Annotated in this window: 14 protein-coding genes and 1 other RNA gene; 14 read left to right on the forward strand and 1 reads right to left on the reverse strand. The window is 69.2% G+C overall.

Annotation, left to right across the window (positions count from 1 at the left end; genetic code table 11):
* Position 1: 1 nt before the first annotated feature.
* The gene (locus tag E0W80_RS03930) at positions 2–961 is read right to left on the reverse strand and encodes a MoxR family ATPase (RefSeq protein ID WP_227992028.1); all 960 of its coding nucleotides are present in this window, start codon (positions 959–961) and stop codon (positions 2–4) included.
* A 203-nt stretch (positions 962–1,164) separates the two neighbouring features.
* Between E0W80_RS03930 and ffs the strand changes: the two genes are divergently transcribed.
* The 14 genes from ffs (at position 1,165) to E0W80_RS04000 (ending at position 18,201) form a co-directional block, all read left to right on the forward strand.
* Positions 1,165–1,261, forward strand: an RNA gene (ffs, locus tag E0W80_RS03935) — signal recognition particle sRNA small type.
* 62 nt (positions 1,262–1,323) lie between these two features.
* Complete coding sequence (locus tag E0W80_RS03940; protein ID WP_047522167.1) at positions 1,324–1,932, forward strand: rhomboid family intramembrane serine protease; 609 nt, start codon at positions 1,324–1,326, stop codon at positions 1,930–1,932.
* The gene (locus E0W80_RS03945) at positions 1,929–2,627 is read left to right on the forward strand and encodes a hypothetical protein (RefSeq protein ID WP_165875385.1); all 699 of its coding nucleotides are present in this window, start codon (positions 1,929–1,931) and stop codon (positions 2,625–2,627) included. Before E0W80_RS03940 ends, E0W80_RS03945 begins: the two co-directional genes overlap by 4 nt.
* 64 nt (positions 2,628–2,691) lie before the next feature.
* A complete protein-coding gene (gene pta, locus E0W80_RS03950) occupies positions 2,692–4,809 on the forward strand; it encodes a phosphate acetyltransferase (protein ID WP_131491390.1) in 2,118 nt (705 codons plus the stop codon).
* The gene (locus E0W80_RS03955) at positions 4,806–6,026 is read left to right on the forward strand and encodes an acetate kinase (RefSeq protein WP_131491391.1); all 1,221 of its coding nucleotides are present in this window, start codon (positions 4,806–4,808) and stop codon (positions 6,024–6,026) included. The genes pta and E0W80_RS03955 overlap by 4 nt, the downstream gene beginning before the upstream one ends.
* Before the next feature lie 100 nt (positions 6,027–6,126).
* A complete protein-coding gene (locus E0W80_RS03960) occupies positions 6,127–6,885 on the forward strand; it encodes a beta-phosphoglucomutase family hydrolase (protein WP_131491392.1) in 759 nt (252 codons plus the stop codon).
* Positions 6,882–9,389, forward strand: a complete 2,508-nt coding sequence (locus E0W80_RS03965) for a glycosyl hydrolase family 65 protein (RefSeq protein ID WP_131491393.1) — start codon at positions 6,882–6,884, stop codon at positions 9,387–9,389. Before E0W80_RS03960 ends, E0W80_RS03965 begins: the two co-directional genes overlap by 4 nt.
* A gap of 187 nt (positions 9,390–9,576) precedes the next feature.
* Complete coding sequence (locus E0W80_RS03970) at positions 9,577–11,850, forward strand: DNA polymerase III subunit gamma and tau (RefSeq protein WP_131491394.1); 2,274 nt, start codon at positions 9,577–9,579, stop codon at positions 11,848–11,850.
* Positions 11,850–12,443, forward strand: a complete 594-nt coding sequence (recR, locus tag E0W80_RS03975) for a recombination mediator RecR (RefSeq protein ID WP_047521806.1) — start codon at positions 11,850–11,852, stop codon at positions 12,441–12,443. The genes E0W80_RS03970 and recR overlap by 1 nt, the downstream gene beginning before the upstream one ends.
* A complete protein-coding gene (locus tag E0W80_RS03980; RefSeq protein ID WP_131491395.1) occupies positions 12,440–13,357 on the forward strand; it encodes a DMT family transporter in 918 nt (305 codons plus the stop codon). Before recR ends, E0W80_RS03980 begins: the two co-directional genes overlap by 4 nt.
* Before the next feature lie 113 nt (positions 13,358–13,470).
* On the forward strand, positions 13,471–14,751 hold the full coding sequence (locus E0W80_RS03985; RefSeq protein WP_047521813.1) for an aspartate kinase: 1,281 nt from the start codon (positions 13,471–13,473) through the stop codon (positions 14,749–14,751).
* Positions 14,752–14,931: 180 nt separating this feature from the next.
* Complete coding sequence (locus E0W80_RS03990; RefSeq protein ID WP_047521803.1) at positions 14,932–16,002, forward strand: aspartate-semialdehyde dehydrogenase; 1,071 nt, start codon at positions 14,932–14,934, stop codon at positions 16,000–16,002.
* A 63-nt stretch (positions 16,003–16,065) separates the two neighbouring features.
* Positions 16,066–17,538 carry a malate:quinone oxidoreductase gene (locus E0W80_RS03995; protein WP_131491396.1) on the forward strand — a complete coding sequence of 491 codons (1,473 nt, stop codon included), beginning with the start codon at positions 16,066–16,068 and terminating at the stop codon, positions 17,536–17,538.
* A 9-nt stretch (positions 17,539–17,547) separates the two neighbouring features.
* Positions 17,548–18,201 carry a thymidine kinase gene (locus E0W80_RS04000; RefSeq protein ID WP_131491397.1) on the forward strand — a complete coding sequence of 218 codons (654 nt, stop codon included), beginning with the start codon at positions 17,548–17,550 and terminating at the stop codon, positions 18,199–18,201.
* The last annotated feature ends 70 nt before the right edge of the window (positions 18,202–18,271 follow it).

Here is an 18,271-nt window from a genome sequence, read left to right on the forward strand (position 1 = left end):
ATCAGGAACGCGTCGCGACGGGGACGCGCACCCGCTCGACGATCTGGGTGAGTGCGGCCTCGACGGGCTGTGCGCCCGCACGGTGGGCACCACGCGCCGGCAGCAGCCGGTGGGCGAGGACCGGGATGAGCAGGGCCGTGATGTCGTCGGGGATGACATAGTCGCGGCCGTCCAATGCCGCCCACACCTTCGCGGCGCGGATCAGCTGCAGGGTCGCCCGCGGACTGGCGCCGAGGTGCAGGTTCGGGTCGGAGCGGGTCGCCTGTGCGAGGGCGACCGTGTACTCCTCCAGCGCGGGGGCGACGTGCACCGAGCGCGCCCAGGCGATGAGCTGGGAGATGGCGGTCGCGTCGGCGACGGGTGACACCGCGGCGAGCGGGTTCACCACATCGCGCTGACGGAGCATGAGCGTCTCGGCCTCCGCGTCCGGGTACCCCATCGAGATGCGCATCATGAAGCGGTCGCGCTGCGCCTCGGGGAGCGCGTACGTCCCCTCCATCTCGAGCGGGTTCTGGGTCGCCACCACCAGGAACGGTGTCGGCAGCATGTGGGTCGACCCGTCGACGGTGACCTGCCCCTCCTCCATCGCTTCGAGCAGGGCCGACTGCGTCTTGGGGGAGGAGCGGTTGATCTCATCAGCGATCACGATGTGCGCGAAGACCGCGCCGCGCTTGAACTCGAACTCCTGGTCGACCGGGTTGTAGACCGAGACACCCGTGACGTCGCCGGGCAGCAGGTCGGGCGTGAACTGGATGCGGCGCACGGTCGCGTCCACGCTCGCGGCGAGGGCACGGGCGAGCATCGTCTTGCCCACACCGGGGACGTCTTCGATGAGCAGGTGCCCTTCGGCGAGGAGGCAGACGAGGGCGCTGCGCACGGCGTCCGGCTTCCCGTCGATGACCCGTCCGATGGAGCCGAGGATCGCAGAGGTCTGCGCGGCGAACCGTTCGGCATCGATCATCACCGGGATCAGGGGGGCGTTCTCTGGCATGCGTTCCCTCTCACATCGGCGCTGCGGTGCGCGTTACTCGATCGTAACCCGGCGGCGCGGTCCCCGCTCTGGAAGCTTCCCCTGAGAGGGCGGTCGGCGGCGTCCGTACCCACCCGGTCCGTCGAGCGCTCGAGCGGTGTCGTCGCACCCCGCGTGCTCGGGTTAGGATGGTTGACGGCTCTCCGCGTGACAGCATCCAGGCCAATTCCCCCAGGGCGGAAACGCAGCAAGGGTAACCGGGCTCTGCTGGGTGCGCGGAGAGTCTTTTTCATGTGCGGGTGCCCCGTCGTGACGCCCACTCGAACGTCAGCGGCACCTGAGACAATCGTCCGGTGACCGTCTCCCCGCCTCCGAAGGCGCAGCATCCGCTCGGCCGATTCGCCTCGCCGGTGCTCCTCCTCGTCGCGATGTGGATCGTGCAGTTCGCCGATGCGGTCCTTCCGGGGTCGTTCACCGGTTTCGGCCTGAGGTCCTGGGATGTCTCGGGTCTGGGCGGCATCGTGCTCGGTCCGCTCCTGCATGCGAACTGGCAGCACCTCATCGCGAACTCCGTACCCTTCCTGGTGCTCGGATGCCTGGTCGCCGTCGAAGGTGCCCGTAGGTTCTGGGCCGTCACAGCCATCGTCGCGATCGTGGGCGGCATCGGGACCTGGGTCGTGAACGCTCCGGGGACGCTGACGGTCGGCGCCTCCGGGCTCGTGTTCGGCTACTTCGGATACGTCGTGATGCGGGTGTTCGCCCCCGGACGCGTCGCCCACCGCATCCTCTACGCCGTGATCGCTCTGGTCGTGATCGCGCTGTACGGCGGCTCGATGGTGGCAGGAGTGTTCGGTGCCGCAGAGGGCATCTCCTGGCAGGGGCACCTGTTCGGCGCGATCGGCGGGGGTGTGGCTGCGTTCGCCGGTCGCCCCCGCACGGCGCGCGGCAGCGTGGCGACATGACCCCGGGGCGCACGGCCTCCCGGCCGAAAGGTCGAGCGGCGACGAAGAAGACCGCGAAGAGCCGCAGAAGCGCGACGCGGCGACGCAAGACCGGCGCGCGCAGACGTGCCGCGATCCGGGCGCGCCGGAGGAAGATCCTGCAACGGGTGCTGCTCTCCGCGGCGGCGGTCGTCGTCCTCGGGGGACTGCTCGCGCTGATCCCGCTGGGACTCGCCCGCGATCCCGCCCCGTTCTGCCTCGACGAACCCCGGACGTTCCCGGAGGCGGGCATCCGCGGCTGGAGCGGGGAACAGCTCGACAATGCCGCGACGATCATCCGGACGGCGGGCGACCTCGGGTTCCGCCGCGACGGGCAGATCCTCGGGGTGATGACGGCGATGGGCGAGAGCAGCCTGCGCAACATCGACTACGGCGACTGGGAGACGAGCGGGTTCACCAACCCCGACGGATCGCGCACGACCAGCATCGGACTCTTCCAGCAGCAGGAGTGGTGGGGGAGCGTCGAGCAGCGCATGGATCCGCAGACCGCCGCGACGCTGTTCTACGACCGGCTGGGCCGCCTGCCCGGATGGCAGGAGCTGGAGCCCTCGCACGCGATCCACCGGGTGCAGATCAACACCGATCGCGACTACTACGCGCGCTTCCAGGAAGATGCCGCCGCCGTCGTCGACGCACTATCCGGTCCGTGCGAGTGAGACCCTGCGTTTCTCCCGGTGGTTTCCCCGGCGGCTTCCCGAACGCCGCGCCTAAGCTGGGCTCGTGGCGCGGAGCATCTACATCACCTCGGCCGAAGGTCATACCGGCAAGTCGACGATCGCCCTCGGGGCGCTCGACGCCCTGATGCGCGTCTCGCCGCGGGTGGGGGTGTTCCGCCCGATCGCGCGATCCACGACCGAGCGCGACGAGATCCTCGAACTGTTGCTCGCCCACGACGGCGTACACCTCGATTACGAGGACTGCATCGGCGTGACGTACGACGATGTGCGCTCCGACCCGGAGAGCGCGCTGTCGACGATCGTCGCGCGGTTCAAGTCCGTCGAGGCGCAGTGCGATTCCGTCGTCGTCATCGGCAGCGATTACACGGATGTCGCGAGCCCCGCCGAGCTCGGGTTCAACGCGCGGATCGCCGCCAACCTCGGTGTCCCCGTGCTGCTCGTGCTCAGCGGTCGCGATCAGCAGCGCCAGGCCGAACAGCTCGGCACCACGACCGCCCGTGAGGCCGCGGCGATCGGACAGATCGCCGCACTCGCGCTGTCCGAGCTCTCCGAGGAGCGTGCGGAGTTGTTCGCCGTCGCGGTGAACCGTGCCGACCCCGATGCGCTGGATGCCGTCATCGACGCGGTCCACGCCGTGCTCCCCGAGGACCGCACGCCGGTGTGGGCGATCCCCGAGGACCGTGCGCTCGTGGCCCCGTCGATCCGTGACATCCTCACCGCCGTCGACGGCACGCTGTTCACGGGCGACGAGGACCGGTTGACCAGGGAGGCGCTGACGATCGTCGTCGCCGGCATGTCGATGGTCAACGTGCTGCCCCGGCTCACCGAGGAGGCGGTCGTGGTGATCCCGGCCGACCGCACCGAGGTGCTGCTGGCCGCCCTGCTCGCCGATGCGTCCGGCACCTTCCCCCGCATCGCCGGCATCATCCTGAACGGCCCGTTCCCTCTTCCCGAGCAGATCGTGCGCCTGCTCGACGGCTTCGCGTCGTCGGTGCCGATCATCACGACTGATCTGGGCACCTACGACACCGCCGTGCGTGTGATGAGCACCCGCGGGCGCCTCTCCGTGGATTCGCGCAGCCGCTACGACCGCGCGCTCGGCCTGTTCCAGGCGCACATCGACATCGTGGAGCTGACCGAGCAGCTCGGGCTCGCCGAGGCACACGTGGTGACCCCGCTGATGTTCCAGTACGGCCTCATCGAGCGTGCACGCGCACATCGGCGTCGCATCGTCCTCCCCGAGGGCGACGACGACCGCATCCTGCGGGCCGCGGCGACGCTTCTCGCGAGGGAGGTCGCGGATCTGACGATCCTCGGCGACGAGGCGGCCGTCCGGGCCCGCGCCGTCGAGCTGGGCATCGACATCGCGGCGGCCCAGGTGCTGAGCCCCACCGACCCTGAACTGGTCGAGAGGTTCGCCGCCGAGTACGCACGGCTGCGGGCGCACAAGGGCATCACCCTCGCCCAAGCGGCGGACACGGTGACCGACGTGTCGTACTTCGGCACGATGATGGTGCATCTCGGTCTGGCCGACGGCATGGTCTCCGGCGCGGCGCACACCACGGCGCACACGATCCGTCCGTCGTTCGAGATCATCAAGACCAAGCCGGGCGTGAACGTGGTCTCCAGCGTCTTCCTCATGGCGCTCGCCGATCGTGTGCTCGTCTACGGAGACTGCGCGGTGATCCCCGATCCGACGAGCGCGCAGCTCGCCGACATCGCGATCTCCTCCGCCGAGACCGCCCGCCAGTTCGGCATCGATCCGCGCGTGGCCATGCTGTCGTACTCGACCGGGGAGTCCGGCTCCGGGGCCGACGTCGACAAGGTGCGCGCCGCGACCGCGCTCGTCCGCGAGCGTGCCCCCGAGCTCCCGGTCGAAGGGCCGATCCAGTACGACGCGGCGGCGGATGCGGCGGTGGCCAAGGCCAAGCTCCCGGACTCGGCGGTCGCCGGCCGGGCGACCGTGTTCGTGTTCCCCGACCTCAACACCGGTAACAACACGTACAAGGCCGTGCAGCGCTCAGCAGGAGCCGTCGCCATCGGACCGGTGCTCCAGGGGCTCAACAAGCCCATCAACGACCTGTCCCGCGGCGCGCTCGTCGATGACATCGTCAACACGGTCGCGATCACGGCGATCCAGGCGCAGGGAGATGAGGCATGAGCGCGATCCTGGTGATCAACAGCGGGTCGTCGTCGCTGAAGTACAGCCTGATCGACATCGAACAGGAGGACCTGCTCGCGAGCGGACTGATCGAGCGCATCGGGCAGGAGTCCAGTCCCGTGGCGCACACCGTCCGCCCCGCCGTGGACGCCGCCGCCGTGCCGACGATGCTCGACGCGACGTACCGCAGCGAGCAGCCGATCGCCGACCACGCCGCCGCCTTCGAGGTGATGCGGGAGCAGTTCGCCGCGCACGGGCCCTCGCTCGACGAGCGTCGCCCTGTCGCGGTCGGACACCGCGTGGTCCACGGCGGTGCGCGCTTCTACGCCCCGACCCTGATCGACGCCGACGTGGAGCGTCAGATCGACGAGCTCGCGGTGCTCGCCCCCCTGCACAACCCCGCGAACCTCGCCGGGATCCAGGCCGCACGCGCCGTGTTCGATCAGGTTCCGCACGTGGCCGTGTTCGACACCGCGTTCCATCAGACGCTTCCGCCCGCCGCGTACACCTATGCGATCGACGCAGCGCTCGCCGCCGAGCATCGGGTGCGGCGATACGGCTTCCACGGCACGAGCCATCAGTACGTGAGCGAGGCGGCGGCGGCATTCCTCGGGCGCGACCTCGCCGAGCTCCGGCAGCTCGTCTTCCACCTCGGCAACGGCGCCTCCGTGACCGCGATCGAGGGCGGGCGCTCGGTGGAGACGTCGATGGGGCTCACCCCGCTCGAGGGCCTGGTGATGGGCACGCGGTCGGGAGACATCGATCCGGCGGCCCTCGTCCACCTCTCCCGCCGTGCCGGGTACTCGATCGACGACCTCGACTCGCTGCTCAACACCCGCAGCGGTCTCGCCGGACTCGCCGGCCGCAGCGACATGCGCGACATCCTCGCCGGTGTGGATGCCGGAGACGAGTCCGCCGTGCTCGCCTTCGACGTATACGTGCACCGCCTGCGGGCTTACGCTGGGGCGTACATCGCACAGCTCGGCGGAGTGGACGTCATCTCGTTCACGGCCGGTGTGGGCGAGAACGCCGCGCCAGTGCGGGCCGCTGCGCTGGCGACGCTCGGTTTCGCGGGCGTCGAGATCGATCCGGCGAGGAACGACGCTCGTGAGCGCGGCATCCGCCGGATCTCCACGGACGCCTCCGCGGTGACGGTGCTCGTCGTGCCGACCGATGAGGAACTGCAGATCGCCAGGCAGACGGCCGAGCTCCTCTGATCCGCTCGCGGGGGTTACCCCGTGACGCGATGCCGCATTACGCTTGAGCGGTGGCACGGAGAGGTGCCGGCCCCCTGATCGCCCTTCTCCTGGAGGCTCTGTGCCAGACGCACTGCCCGACCTGTTCCACGCCGACGGCGTGCTCTTCGACCTCGACGGCGTCCTCACCCCGACCGCCGAGGTCCACATGCGCGCCTGGCAGGCCGTGTTCGACGATGTGTTCGCCCGGTGGAGCATCACCCCGCCGTACACGGATGCCGATTACTACGACTACGTCGACGGCAAGAAGCGCTACGACGGCGTCGCGAGTCTGCTGCGCAGCCGCAACATCGAAGTCCCCTGGGGACACGTCGATGACGACCCGTCCGCCGAGACGATCTGCGGCATCGGCAACCGCAAGAACGCCGCCTTCGCAGCGTCTCTGCGCGCGCAGGGCATCGTTGCGTACCCGGGGTCGCTCGCGCTCGTCGAGAGCCTGCGTGCCGCCGGAATCCCGCTCGGCGTCGTGTCGAGCTCGAAGAACGCCGAGGAGGTGCTGGCCGCCGCCGGCATCCGCTCCCTCTTCCGGGTCGTGGTCGACGGCGTCGTGGCGGAGCGCGATGGTCTCGCGTCCAAGCCGGCCGCCGACATGTTCGCCGCCGGCGCCGCGGCCCTCGGGGTCGACCCGAGCCGCTCCGTCGCCGTCGAGGATGCCACCTCCGGTGCCGCCTCCGCCTCCGCAGCCGGCTACCGCACCGTGATCGGCGTCGATCGCGGGGCCGGTGCCGACGCCCTGCGAGCCGCCGGCGCCACGATCGTCGTCGACGACCTCGCCGTCTTCGTCCCCGCCACCCGCACCGACATCCCGGAGACCGCATGATCGACCGCGACCGCTTCCCCGTCGACGCGTGGCGTCTGATCGACACGCACTACTCGGAGGAAGGCGTCAGCGAGACGCTGTTCTCCGTGGGCAACGGCTACCTCGGCCTTCGCGGCAACCACATCGAAGGTCGGGGTGCCCAGGAGCACGGGACCTTCATCAACGGACTGCACGAGACCTGGACGATCCGGCACGCCGAGCAGGCCTATGGATTCGCGGAGGTCGGGCAGACGATCGTCAACGCCCCCGACGCGAAGGTCATGCGTGTGTACGTCGACGACGAGCCGATCTCGCTCGACGACGCCGACGTGCGCGAGTACCGGCGCACCCTCGACATGCGCACCGGTGTCCTGGAGCGCCTGGTGGTGTGGGAGACCCCGTCGGGCAAGCGCGTGCGCATGCGTGACGAGCGCATCGTGAGTTTCGAGGAGCGCCACCTCGCCGTCCTCCGGCTCGAGGTCGTCGTCGAGAACGCCGATGCCCCGGTCACGATCAGCTGCCAGCTGCTGAACCGCCAGGACGGAGCCGGTGTGTACGCCGGGACGCCGATCGGCACGAAGGCGGCCGCTTTCGACCCGCGCAAGGCCGAGAAGATCGCCGACCGCGTGCTGGAGCCGGCCGAGCACTGGCAGGACGGACTGCGCTCGGCGCTGTCGTACCGGGTCGCAGACTCCGGGATGACCGTCGCCGTGGTCGCCGACCACATCGTCGAGACCGAGAACGAGTACAACGCACGCACGCTCGTGGAGCCCGACATCGCGAAGAACGTGTTCCGCGTGCAGGCCAAGGCCGGCGTCCCGATCACGGTCACGAAGCTCGTCAGCTACCACACCTCACGCGGGGTGCCGCCGCGTGAACTCGTCGACCGCTGCCGTCGTTCGCTCGACCGTGCGGCGGATGAGGGCGTCGAGACGGTGTTCCGGCGTCAGCGGGAGTGGCTCGACGCGTTCTGGGAGCGCAGCGACGTGCAGATCGGCGGGCGCGACGACCTGCAGCAGGCCACTCGCTGGTGCCTGTTCCAACTCGCGCAGGCATCGGCGCGCGCCGACGGCGCCGGGGTCCCCGCCAAGGGCGTCTCCGGGTCGGGGTACAGCGGCCACTACTTCTGGGACACGGAGATCTACGTGCTCCCGTTCCTGACCTACACGACGCCGCGGTGGGCGTACAACGCGCTCCGCGCCCGCGCGGGCATGCTCCCCGCTGCGCGTCGTCGTGCGGCACAGCTCAACGAGGCGGGAGCGCTCTTCCCCTGGCGCACCATCAACGGCGAGGAAGCCTCCGCCTACTACGCCGCAGGCACCGCGCAGTACCACATCAACGCCGACATCAGCTTCGCGCTGGGCAAGTACGTGCGGGCCACGGGGGACGAGGAGTTCCTGCGGCGTGAGGGCGCCGACATCGCGATCGAGACCGCACGGCTGTGGGCGACCCTCGGGTTCTGGCGCGCCTCGCGTCTGGTGGACGAGGTGGACACCGGGGACGGCATCGAGACCTTCCACATCCACGGCGTCACAGGCCCGGACGAATACACGACGGTCGTCAACGACAACCTGTACACGAACGTGATGGCGCGCTACAACCTCCGCTATGCGGCCAAGGTGGTGCGCGAGATCAAGGAGAGCCACCCGGAGGACTACGTCAAGCTCGTCGATCGCACGGGGCTCGGTCCCGGTGAGGCCGAGGCGTGGGAGCGGGCGGCGTCGGCGATGTTCATCCCGTACAGCGAGGGTCTCGGCATCCATCCGCAGGACTCGCTCTTCCTCGAGCGCGAGGTCTGGGATCTCGCCAACACCCCCTCCGAGCAGCGGCCGCTGCTGTTGCACTTCCACCCCCTGGTGATCTACCGGTTCCAGGTGCTCAAGCAGGCGGACGTCGTGCTCGCGCTGTTCCTGCAGGGCAACCACTTCACGCCCGAGGAGAAGAAGGCCGACTTCGACTACTACGACCCGCTGACCACGGGCGACTCCACCCTGTCGGCGGTCGTGCAGTCGATCATGGCCGCCGAGGTGGGCTACCAGGACCTCGCCAGGAAGTACTTCGAGCAGTCGCTGTTCGTCGACCTGCACGACCTGCACCACAACGCCGCGGATGGTGTGCACGTGGCCTCCGCCGGTGGGGTGTGGACCGCGCTGGTGTGCGGCTTCGGCGGCATGCGCGACTACGCGGGCGACCTCAGCTTCGATCCGCGGCTTCCGGTGGACTGGCCCTCCCTCTCGTTCCCGCTGCAGTGGCAGGGGTCCACGATGCAGGTGACCGTGACCAGGGACGAGCTCCGCGTGGAGGTGCGCAGTGGTCCGCCGGTACCGTTCAGCGTGCGCGACACCGCCTACTTCGCCACCGCGGAGGATGCGGCCGTCGTGCCCCTCGCTGATCAGGGGCCGATGCTCCCGGGGCGTCCGACCCTGAGACAGTTCGCCGATGCACGACGCGAGGACGGCACGCGCATGTCGGCATCCGTTCCGGTGATCACGACCGCGGTCCCGGTGATCGAACCGATCGACTGACCCTCCCTCCTCCTCTCTTTTCTCTTTTGTGCCGAGACCCCCGCTGGTCGTCGGCGCCCCCGCTGGCGTACGCCGAAGCGAGGGGGCGCGGACGACCAGCGGGGGTCTCGGCGGCGTGTGTGGACGGATCGGGCCAGGATGCCGGTCTCCCGAAGCGAAGGTCGGTGGCACGCCGTAGGCTGTTGAGGTGACCACAGCCCTCTACCGCCGCTACCGACCCGAGACCTTCGGCGAGATGATCGGGCAGTCCCAGGTGACCGATCCGCTGATGACGGCTCTGCGCGGCGATCGAGTCGGCCATGCGTACCTGTTCTCCGGTCCTCGCGGCTGTGGCAAGACGACCTCCGCCCGCATCCTCGCGCGCTGCCTGAACTGCGCTGAGGGGCCGACCGACGTTCCCTGCGGCGTGTGCCCGAGCTGCGTCGAGCTGTCGCGTGCCGGCGGAGGATCCCTCGACGTCGTCGAGATCGACGCGGCGAGCCACAACGGTGTCGACGACGCACGAGACCTGCGTGAACGGGCGACGTTCGCCCCCAGCCGCGACCGGTACAAGATCTTCATCCTCGACGAGGCGCACATGGTGACGCCGCAGGGCTTCAACGCGCTGCTCAAGCTCGTCGAAGAACCGCCGGAGCACGTCAAGTTCATCTTCGCGACCACCGAGCCCGAGAAGGTCCTCGGCACGATCCGCTCCCGCACGCACCACTACCCTTTCCGGCTCGTACCGCCCGCCGCCATGCTCGAATACGTGGCCAAGCTGTGCGCCGAAGAGGGCGTGATCGTCGAACAGGGCGTCCTCCCGCTCGTGGTCCGCGCCGGTGGTGGCTCGCCTCGAGACACGCTGTCGCTGCTCGACCAGCTGATCGCCGGATCCGACGCCCCGGCCGACTCCGAGACGGTGACGGTGGGATACGCGCGTGCCGTGTCGCTGCTCGGCTATACACATGCCGCCCTCCTCGACGAGATCGTCGACGCGCTCGCCGCAGGAGACGCGGCCGCCGCCTTCCCGGCGATCGACCGTGTGGTGCAGACGGGTCAGGATCCGCGCCGCTTCGTCGACGACCTGCTCGAACGCCTGCGAGACCTCATCGTCATCGCGGCGGTCGGAGCCGGTGCCTCGGCGGTCCTCCGCGGCATCGCCGAAGACGACCTGGAGCGCATGCGTGCCCAGGCGGCCACCTTCGGGTCGGCGCGGCTCTCGCGCACGGCCGATGTGGTCAGCGCCGCCCTCGACGACATGTCGGGTGCGACCTCTCCGCGCCTTCACCTCGAACTCATGGTGGCTCGCGTACTCGCCGCTGCATCGGACGCGTCGACCTCGGAACCGACACCCGCGGCCGCGCCCGAGCGTGCGGCCGCACCGGCTGTCTCGACTCCTGCGGCTGTCTCGACTCCTGCAGCTGTCGCGACTCCTGCCGCCGTCTCGCCCCCGGCACCCGCCACGGGCTCCCCGGCTGCTGCCCCGGTGGCGACGCCGGCCGCTGCCTCCGCTGCCCCCGCTGCTGCGCAGACCGCCCCCGCCGAGGAGCCCGCCGCGCGCACCGAGAACGAAGCGCCGAGCCCCGCACCGGTACCCGAGGCGGCACCCGCACCCGCACCCGAGGCGGCACCCGCACCGGAGCCCGCCGTCGCGCAGGGTCCCGTCACCCTCGAACGCATCACCGCCTCGTGGCCCGCCGTGCTGACCCGGCTCGAGAGCATCAGCCGCACGTCATGGTTGCTGGCGACCGCGGTGCAACCGCTCGCCTACGCCACCGACACCGAGGTCCTGACGCTCGGCTTCACGAGCCAGCATGATGTCGCGAAGTTCAAGGGCACCACTCCGGGCTCCGGACCCTCGGACCATCTGCGGTCGGCGATCGAGAGCGAGCTGGGCGTGCGGGTCAAGTACCTGCCCGCACCGATGCCCACCGGTGGAGCTCCGCGGCAGTCCGCGGCGTCCGGCCCGTCGGCACCCGCCGATCCTGCTCCCGCATCGGAGCCTGCGTCAGCGGGTTCCTCCCGTCCGCAGGTCCGCAGCGCGTCGGCCTCCACCGTGACGGAGTGGGCCGTCGCGCCGATCCCGTCCGCCGTGGAGCAGCCGAGCGTGCCGCCCGCAGCCGCCGCTCCGCTTCCGGTCGACGACGAGCCCGAAGAGGTCGAAGCGGCGGCAGCCGCACCCCTGCCGCCGTCCGATGGTGCTGTCGATCGCGACGCACCGCCGCTTCCCGGTGATGACGAGGCCCCGGCATATGACGATGAGCCGCCCTACGACCCGTCGTACGAACCGCCGGTGGCGCGTCAGGCTCCGCCCGAACGGTCGGCACCGGCGCAGCGCACGGCGACAGCCCCTCCGGTCGTCATCGAGCGCGCTCCCACTGCCGGGGGAGTGCAGCGCTACGGTGAGGCCGTGATCCGCCAGGTGCTCGGCGCGACGTTCCTGCGTGAAGAGCCCTACGAGCCCCCGACGAGGTTCTCCTGATGTATGACGGCATCGTTCAGGAGCTGATCGACGAGTTCGGTCGGCTCCCCGGCATCGGCCCGAAGTCCGCACAGCGGATCGCGTTCCACATCCTCCAGACGCCGACGTTCGACGTCGCGCGTCTCGCCGAGCTGTTGAGCGAGATCCGACTCCGCGTGCGGTTCTGTGAGATCTGCGGCAACGTGGCCGAGCAGGAGCGATGCGGGATCTGCCGTGATCCGCGTCGCAGCCAGGCGCTGATCTGCGTGGTCGAAGACGCGAAGGATGTCGCCGCGATCGAGCGCACCAGGGAGTTCCGCGGGCTCTATCACGTCCTCGGCGGGGCCATCAGCCCCATCGCCGGCATCGGTCCCGACGACCTCCGTATCGCGCAGCTCATGACGCGTCTCGCCGATGGCACGGTGCAGGAGGTGATCCTCGCCACCAACCCGAACCTCGAGGGGGAGGCGACGGCGAGCTACCTGAGCCGACTGCTGACCACCATGCAGATCACCGTGTCCCGTCTCGCCTCCGGTCTGCCCGTCGGCGGCGACCTGGAGTACGCCGACGAGGTCACGCTCGGGCGCGCGTTCGAGGGCCGGCGCGTCCTGTGACGCCCAGCGCGGGTTTCTCGCGTCGCGGCTGGCTGCTCTTCGGGGCCATGGCCCTGCTGTGGGGCGTGCCGTACCTGTTCATCAGTGTCGCGGTCGAGTCGATCTCCCCGCCGGCGATCGTGGCCGGACGCACGCTGATCGCCGCGGTGCTGCTGCTGCCGTTCGCGATCCGGAGCGGCGCGCTGCGGGCCGCTCTGAAGCACTGGCCCTGGGTCCTCGCCTTCGGCGCGGTCGAGATGGCCGGTCCCTTCCTCCTGCTGGGCCATGCCGAGATGACGCTGACCTCCGGGATGACCGGGCTGCTGGTGGCAACGGTGCCGTTGTTCGCCGCTCTGATCGCCCTCGGCGGGGGCGACCGCGGGGTGCTCCGGCCCGCCCGCGCAATCGGCCTGCTCGTCGGATTCCTCGGTGTCGCCGTCGTGGTCGCAGGCCCGGGACTCTTCGGGGGCGAAGTGAGCCTTCTCGCTGCGGGGGAGGTGCTCCTGGTGGCCGTGCTGTACGCGACGGCTCCCTTCATCGTCGCTCGCAAGCTCAACGCCGTCCCGTCTCTGGGCACCATCACGCTGTCGCTGCTCATGATCGGGATCTTCTACCTCCCGATCGGCCTGCTCACGCAGCATCAGGTGCCCACGCTGCCGTCGATCGGGGCGCTGCTCGCGCTGGCCGTGATCTGCACGGCGGTGGCGTTCCTCGCGTTCTTCGCGCTCATCCGCGAGGTGGGGCCGGTACGTGCTCCGCTGTTCACGTACGTCAACCCGGTGGTCGCGATCGTCCTCGGGGCGATCGTCCTCGCCGAACCGTTGACGCCGGGTCTGCTCCTCGGCTTCCCGCTGATCATCATCGGGTGCTGGTTCGCCGCCACGGGCGGTCGCCTGCGCCCGGTGTCTGCGCAGGCGCTCCCACCGACGCTCTGATCGCCGAGGCACCGTTCCTCGCCGTCGGAAGCGATGACACATGCGCAGCAGGGCATACGCGCCGATCATAGAATGAGCGTGGGCGGATCCGCCCGACATCCCAGGGAGTGATCGTGGCCCTCATCGTGCAGAAGTACGGCGGCTCGTCCGTCGCCGACGCAGAGAGCATCAAGCGCGTCGCCAAGCGCATCGTCGATACGCGTCGTGCCGGGCATGACGTGGTCGTGGCGGTCAGCGCCATGGGCGACACGACCGATGAGCTGTTGGAGCTCGCGGACGAGGTCGCCCCGATCCCCGCACCGCGTGAGCTCGACATGCTGCTCTCCAGCGGAGAACGCATCTCGATGGCACTGTTGGCCATGGCGATCCACTCGATGGGATTCGAGGCGCGGTCGTTCACCGGAAGTCAGGCGGGCATGATCACGGACTCCCAGCACGGTGCCGCACGCATCGTCGACGTGACGCCGATTCGTCTGCGCGAAGCCCTCGATGAGGGGGCGATCGTGATCGTCGCCGGGTTCCAGGGCTTCAACCGCGACACCAGGGACATCACGACGCTCGGCCGTGGAGGCTCCGACACCACGGCCGTCGCTCTCGCCGCCGCGCTCGACGCCGACGTGTGCGAGATCTACAGTGACGTGGACGGCATCTTCACCGCGGACCCGCGCGTCATCCCGAAGGCGCAGAAGCTCGATCACGTCTCCAGCGAGGAGATGCTCGAGCTGGCCGCCAACGGCGCCAAGGTGCTGTACATCCGCGCCGTCGAGTACGCACGCCGTCACGGCGTCCTCATTCATGCTCGGTCGACCTTCTCGTCGGCCGAGGGCACATACGTTCTGGGCGAGGGCATGAAGAACCCGCGCGAAGCCGAGGGAGCAGTCATGGAAGAACCGATCGTCGCCGGTGTCGCCACCGACTTCAGCCAGGCCAAGATCACGGTCGCGGGCGTGCCCGACGTGCCGGGCAAGGCCGCGGAGATCTTCAAGATCGTCGCGAAGTCGGGCGCGAACGTCGACATGATCGTGCAGAACGTCTCTGCGACCGGACGCACCGACATCTCCTTCACGGTTCCCAAGGCGGATGCGGCGGCTGCGCTCAAGGCGCTCGCCGGCGATCAGACCGAAGTCGGGTTCCAGAACCTGATCCACGACGATCAGATCGGCAAGCTCTCGGTCGTCGGCGCGGGAATGCGCACGCACTCGGGGGTCTCGGCGACCCTCTTCGAGGCGCTGTCGGCCGGCGGCATCAACATCGAGATGATCTCCACCTCGGAGATCCGCATCTCGGTGGTGCTGCGCGACACCGACCTGACCGAGGCAGCGCGGACGGTGCACACCGCCTATGGACTCGACGGCGACGCCGAAGCCACGGTCCACGCCGGCACCGGCCGCTGATCTCTGCCGATCGTCGCCGTTTTCCTGACACAGGTGAGTGGTCGCGGAGCGCAGAGCCGACGGTCCGTCGCGGCACGGTAGACTCACCGAAACCCTGACACCGGCGCCAGGCGCAGCATCCACATCCCGACGCCGCGCCCGAAGCCTCGTACGCAGTACCGCACGACGCCAAGGAACATCATGACCCGCATCTCCGAATCAGGACTCTCCGTCGCCATCGTCGGCGCCACCGGCCAGGTGGGCACCGTGATGCGCGAGATTCTCGCCGAGCGGTCGTTCCCGATCCGCGACCTGCGGCTGTTCTCATCCGCACGCTCCGCGGGCACGGCCATCGAGTTCGGCGGCGCGACCGTCATCGTCGAAGACGTCGAGACGGCGGATGCCTCGGGCATCGACATCGCCCTGTTCTCGGCAGGAGCCACCGCGAGCCGTGCCTATGCGCCGCGTTTCGCCGCCGCCGGCGCTGTGGTCGTCGACAACTCCAGCGCCTGGCGGATGGACCCCGAGGTTCCCCTCGTGGTCAGCGAGGTCAACCCGCACGCGATCGACGATCGCCCCAAGGGCATCATCGCGAACCCGAACTGCACCACCATGGCGGCCATGCCGGTGCTGAAGGCCCTCGACGCCGAGGCCGGCCTCGAGCGGCTCATCGTGTCGACCTACCAGGCGGTCTCCGGCTCCGGACTCGCCGGCGCCCAGGAGCTCCTCGGCCAGGTCGAGGGAGTGCTCGCGCAGGGCGACACCCTCCGCCTCGTGCACGACGGTTCGTCCGTCGATTTCCCGGAGCCCGAGAAGTACATCGCTCCGATCGCCTTCGACGTGATCCCGTTCGCCGGCAATCTGGTCGAAGACGGGGACAACGAGACGGACGAGGAGAAGAAGCTCCGCAACGAGAGCCGCAAGATCCTCGAACTCCCCGATCTCCGGGTCGCGGGCACCTGCGTGCGTGTCCCGGTCTTCACCGGTCACTCCCTCTCGATCAACGTCGAGTTCGCCCGTGCCATCTCGCCCGAGCGCGCGCGCGAGGTCTTGAGCGCGGCTCCCGGCGTGGTCCTCGACGAGGTCCCCACGCCGCTGCAGGCTGCCGGCAAGGACCCCAGTTTCGTCGGTCGCATCCGGGCCGATCAGTCCGCGCCTGAGGGCAAGGGCCTCGTGCTGTTCCTCAGCAACGACAACCTCCGCAAGGGAGCCGCACTGAACGCGGTGCAGATCGCCGAGGTCCTCGCGGAGCGTCTCGCCGTCGTGCGCTGATCTCTTCGCCGCGGACACCGTCGCATGGTCCGCGGTGGCGTGCCCGCGAACTAGACTGGTTCGGTGACTGAAAACGTCGATGTCGTCCTGATCGGCGGTGGCATCATGAGCGCCACCCTGGGTACTCTGCTGCACGAATTGCAGCCGGAGTGGAAGATCGTCGCCTTCGAGCGACTCTCCGATGTGGCCCAGGAGAGCTCGAACCCGTGGAACAACGCCGGCACGGGTCACGCCGCCCTGTGTGAGCTGAACTACATGCCGCAGCAGGGGGATGCCCCGCTGGACCCCGCCAAGGCGGTGTCGATCAACGAGCAGTTCCAGCAGAGTCGCCAGTTCTGGTCGTCGCTCGTGGACCGTGGTGTGCTCGATGCGCCGTCGACGTTCATCAACGCGACTCCGCACATGACGTTCGTCCGCGGTGAGAAGGATGTCGCCTACCTCAAGGCACGCTACGAGGTGCTCAAGGAGCAGCCGCTGTTCGCGGGCATCGAGTACAGCGAGGACTCGCGCGTCATCAACACCTGGGCGCCTCTGCTGATGCAGCAGCGCCGCAAGGGCGAGCCGTTCGCCGCGACCCGCGTTCCCGCAGGAACCGACGTCGACTTCGGCGCGCTCACCCACCAGCTCTTCGACCACCTCACCGAGTCGGGCGTCACGCTGCGCACCAACCATGAGGTGCGCAGCCTGAAGAAGCAGAAGGACGGGACCTGGCTGGTCAAGTACCGCAACAGCATCGGCCACACGCCGAACGAGGTCAAGGCGCGCTTCGTGTTCGTCGGCGCCGGTGGCTGGGCCCTCAAGCTCCTGCAGAACTCCGGTATCCCCGAGATCAAGGGATACGGTGTCTTCCCGATCGGCGGACAGTTCCTCAAGACCACGAACCCGAAGATCGTGGCGCAGCACAAGGCGAAGGTGTATTCGCAGGCCTCGGTCGGTGCGCCGCCGATGTCGGTCCCGCACCTCGACACCCGCGTCGTCGATGGGGAGTCCTCGCTCATGTTCGGGCCGTTCGCGACCTTCAGTCCGAAGTTCCTGAAGAACGGATCGATGCTCGACATCGTGTCGCAGGTGCGGGCGCACAACCTGCTCCCGATGCTGCAGGTGGCCGTGAAGAACCCCGACCTCATCACCTACCTGGTGGGCGAGCTGCTGAAGAACCATGCCAAGAAGGTCGACAGTCTGCGGACCTTCATGCCGACGGCGAAGGATGAGGACTGGACCCTCATCGACGCCGGGCAGCGTGCGCAGGTCATGAAGAAGGACCCGCAGAAGGGCGGCATCCTGCAGTTCGGCACGGAAGTGGTTTCGTCTGCGGATGGCTCGATCGCCGGGCTCCTCGGTGCCTCGCCCGGCGCGTCCACGGCGGTCCCGATCATGCTGGGTCTGTTGAAGACCTGCTTCCCGTCGGAGTACCCCGGTTGGGAGCCTGAGCTTCGCGCCCTGATCCCCACGTTCGGCCAGAAGCTGAACACGGATCCGGAACTCGCGGAGGAATCCACGGAGGCGACCGCCGCCACCCTCGGCATCAACGCCTGAGTCCGACCCGTGGCGAAGCTCTACTTCCGCTACGGCGCGATGAACTCCGGCAAGTCGACCGCCCTGCTCCAAGCCGCGTACAACTACGAGGAGCGCGGACAGCACGTGCTGCTCGCGAAGCCGGAGATCGACACCAAGGGTGCGGCCGAGATCGAGAGTCGGCTCGGCGTCACCCGTCAGGTCGACTTCCTCGTCGGGCAGGCTGACGACGCCCGCGAGCTGTTCACCCAGCATCGTGACCGCCTCCGTCGTTCCACAGATGAAGAACTGCTCCCCGGCGGGCCCGTGGATGTGGCATGCCTCCTCGTCGACGAGGCGCAGTTCCTCACTCCGACGCAGGTCGACGATCTCTTCCGGATCGCTGTGGAGGACGGGGTGCCGGTGATGGCATACGGCATCCGGAACGACTTCCTCACGCACGCTTTCCCCGGATCCGCGCGGCTGCTCGCGATCGCGCACTCGCTCGAGGAGCTCAAGACCATCTGCCGGTGCGGGCGGAAGGCCGTGTTCAACGGTCGGGTGGTCGGCGGGCGCTTCGTCTTCGACGGCGATCAGGTCGCGATCGACGAGGGCGCGGTCGGAACGGCTTCCCCCGAGCTGACGACCTACGAGTCGCTGTGCGGGACGTGCTACCTCGACGAATCCGGTGGGCGCCTGGGCTGAGCCCCTCCCCGGGCCTGCTCCCGCGGTGGTTTCGCCGCCCCTTTGCGTTCACAACTCCGCAGATCCTCGA

The organism is Microbacterium sp. PI-1, from assembly GCF_004337555.1.
Lineage (GTDB): Bacteria > Actinomycetota > Actinomycetes > Actinomycetales > Microbacteriaceae > Microbacterium > Microbacterium aurugineum.

What these genes read in the sequence shown, in the direction of transcription:
- recR (WP_047521806.1), top strand. Translation starts at nt 11,850, where the DNA reads ATGTATGACGGCATCGTTCAGGAGCTGATCGACGAGTTCGGTCGGCTC.
- E0W80_RS03955 (WP_131491391.1), top strand. Translation starts at nt 4,806, where the DNA reads ATGAGCGCGATCCTGGTGATCAACAGCGGGTCGTCGTCGCTGAAGTAC.
- E0W80_RS03990 (WP_047521803.1), top strand. Translation starts at nt 14,932, where the DNA reads ATGACCCGCATCTCCGAATCAGGACTCTCCGTCGCCATCGTCGGCGCC.
- E0W80_RS03945 (WP_165875385.1), top strand. Translation starts at nt 1,929, where the DNA reads ATGACCCCGGGGCGCACGGCCTCCCGGCCGAAAGGTCGAGCGGCGACG.
- E0W80_RS03965 (WP_131491393.1), top strand. Translation starts at nt 6,882, where the DNA reads ATGATCGACCGCGACCGCTTCCCCGTCGACGCGTGGCGTCTGATCGAC.
- E0W80_RS03930 (WP_227992028.1), bottom strand. Translation starts at nt 961, where the DNA reads ATGATCGATGCCGAACGGTTCGCCGCGCAGACCTCTGCGATCCTCGGC.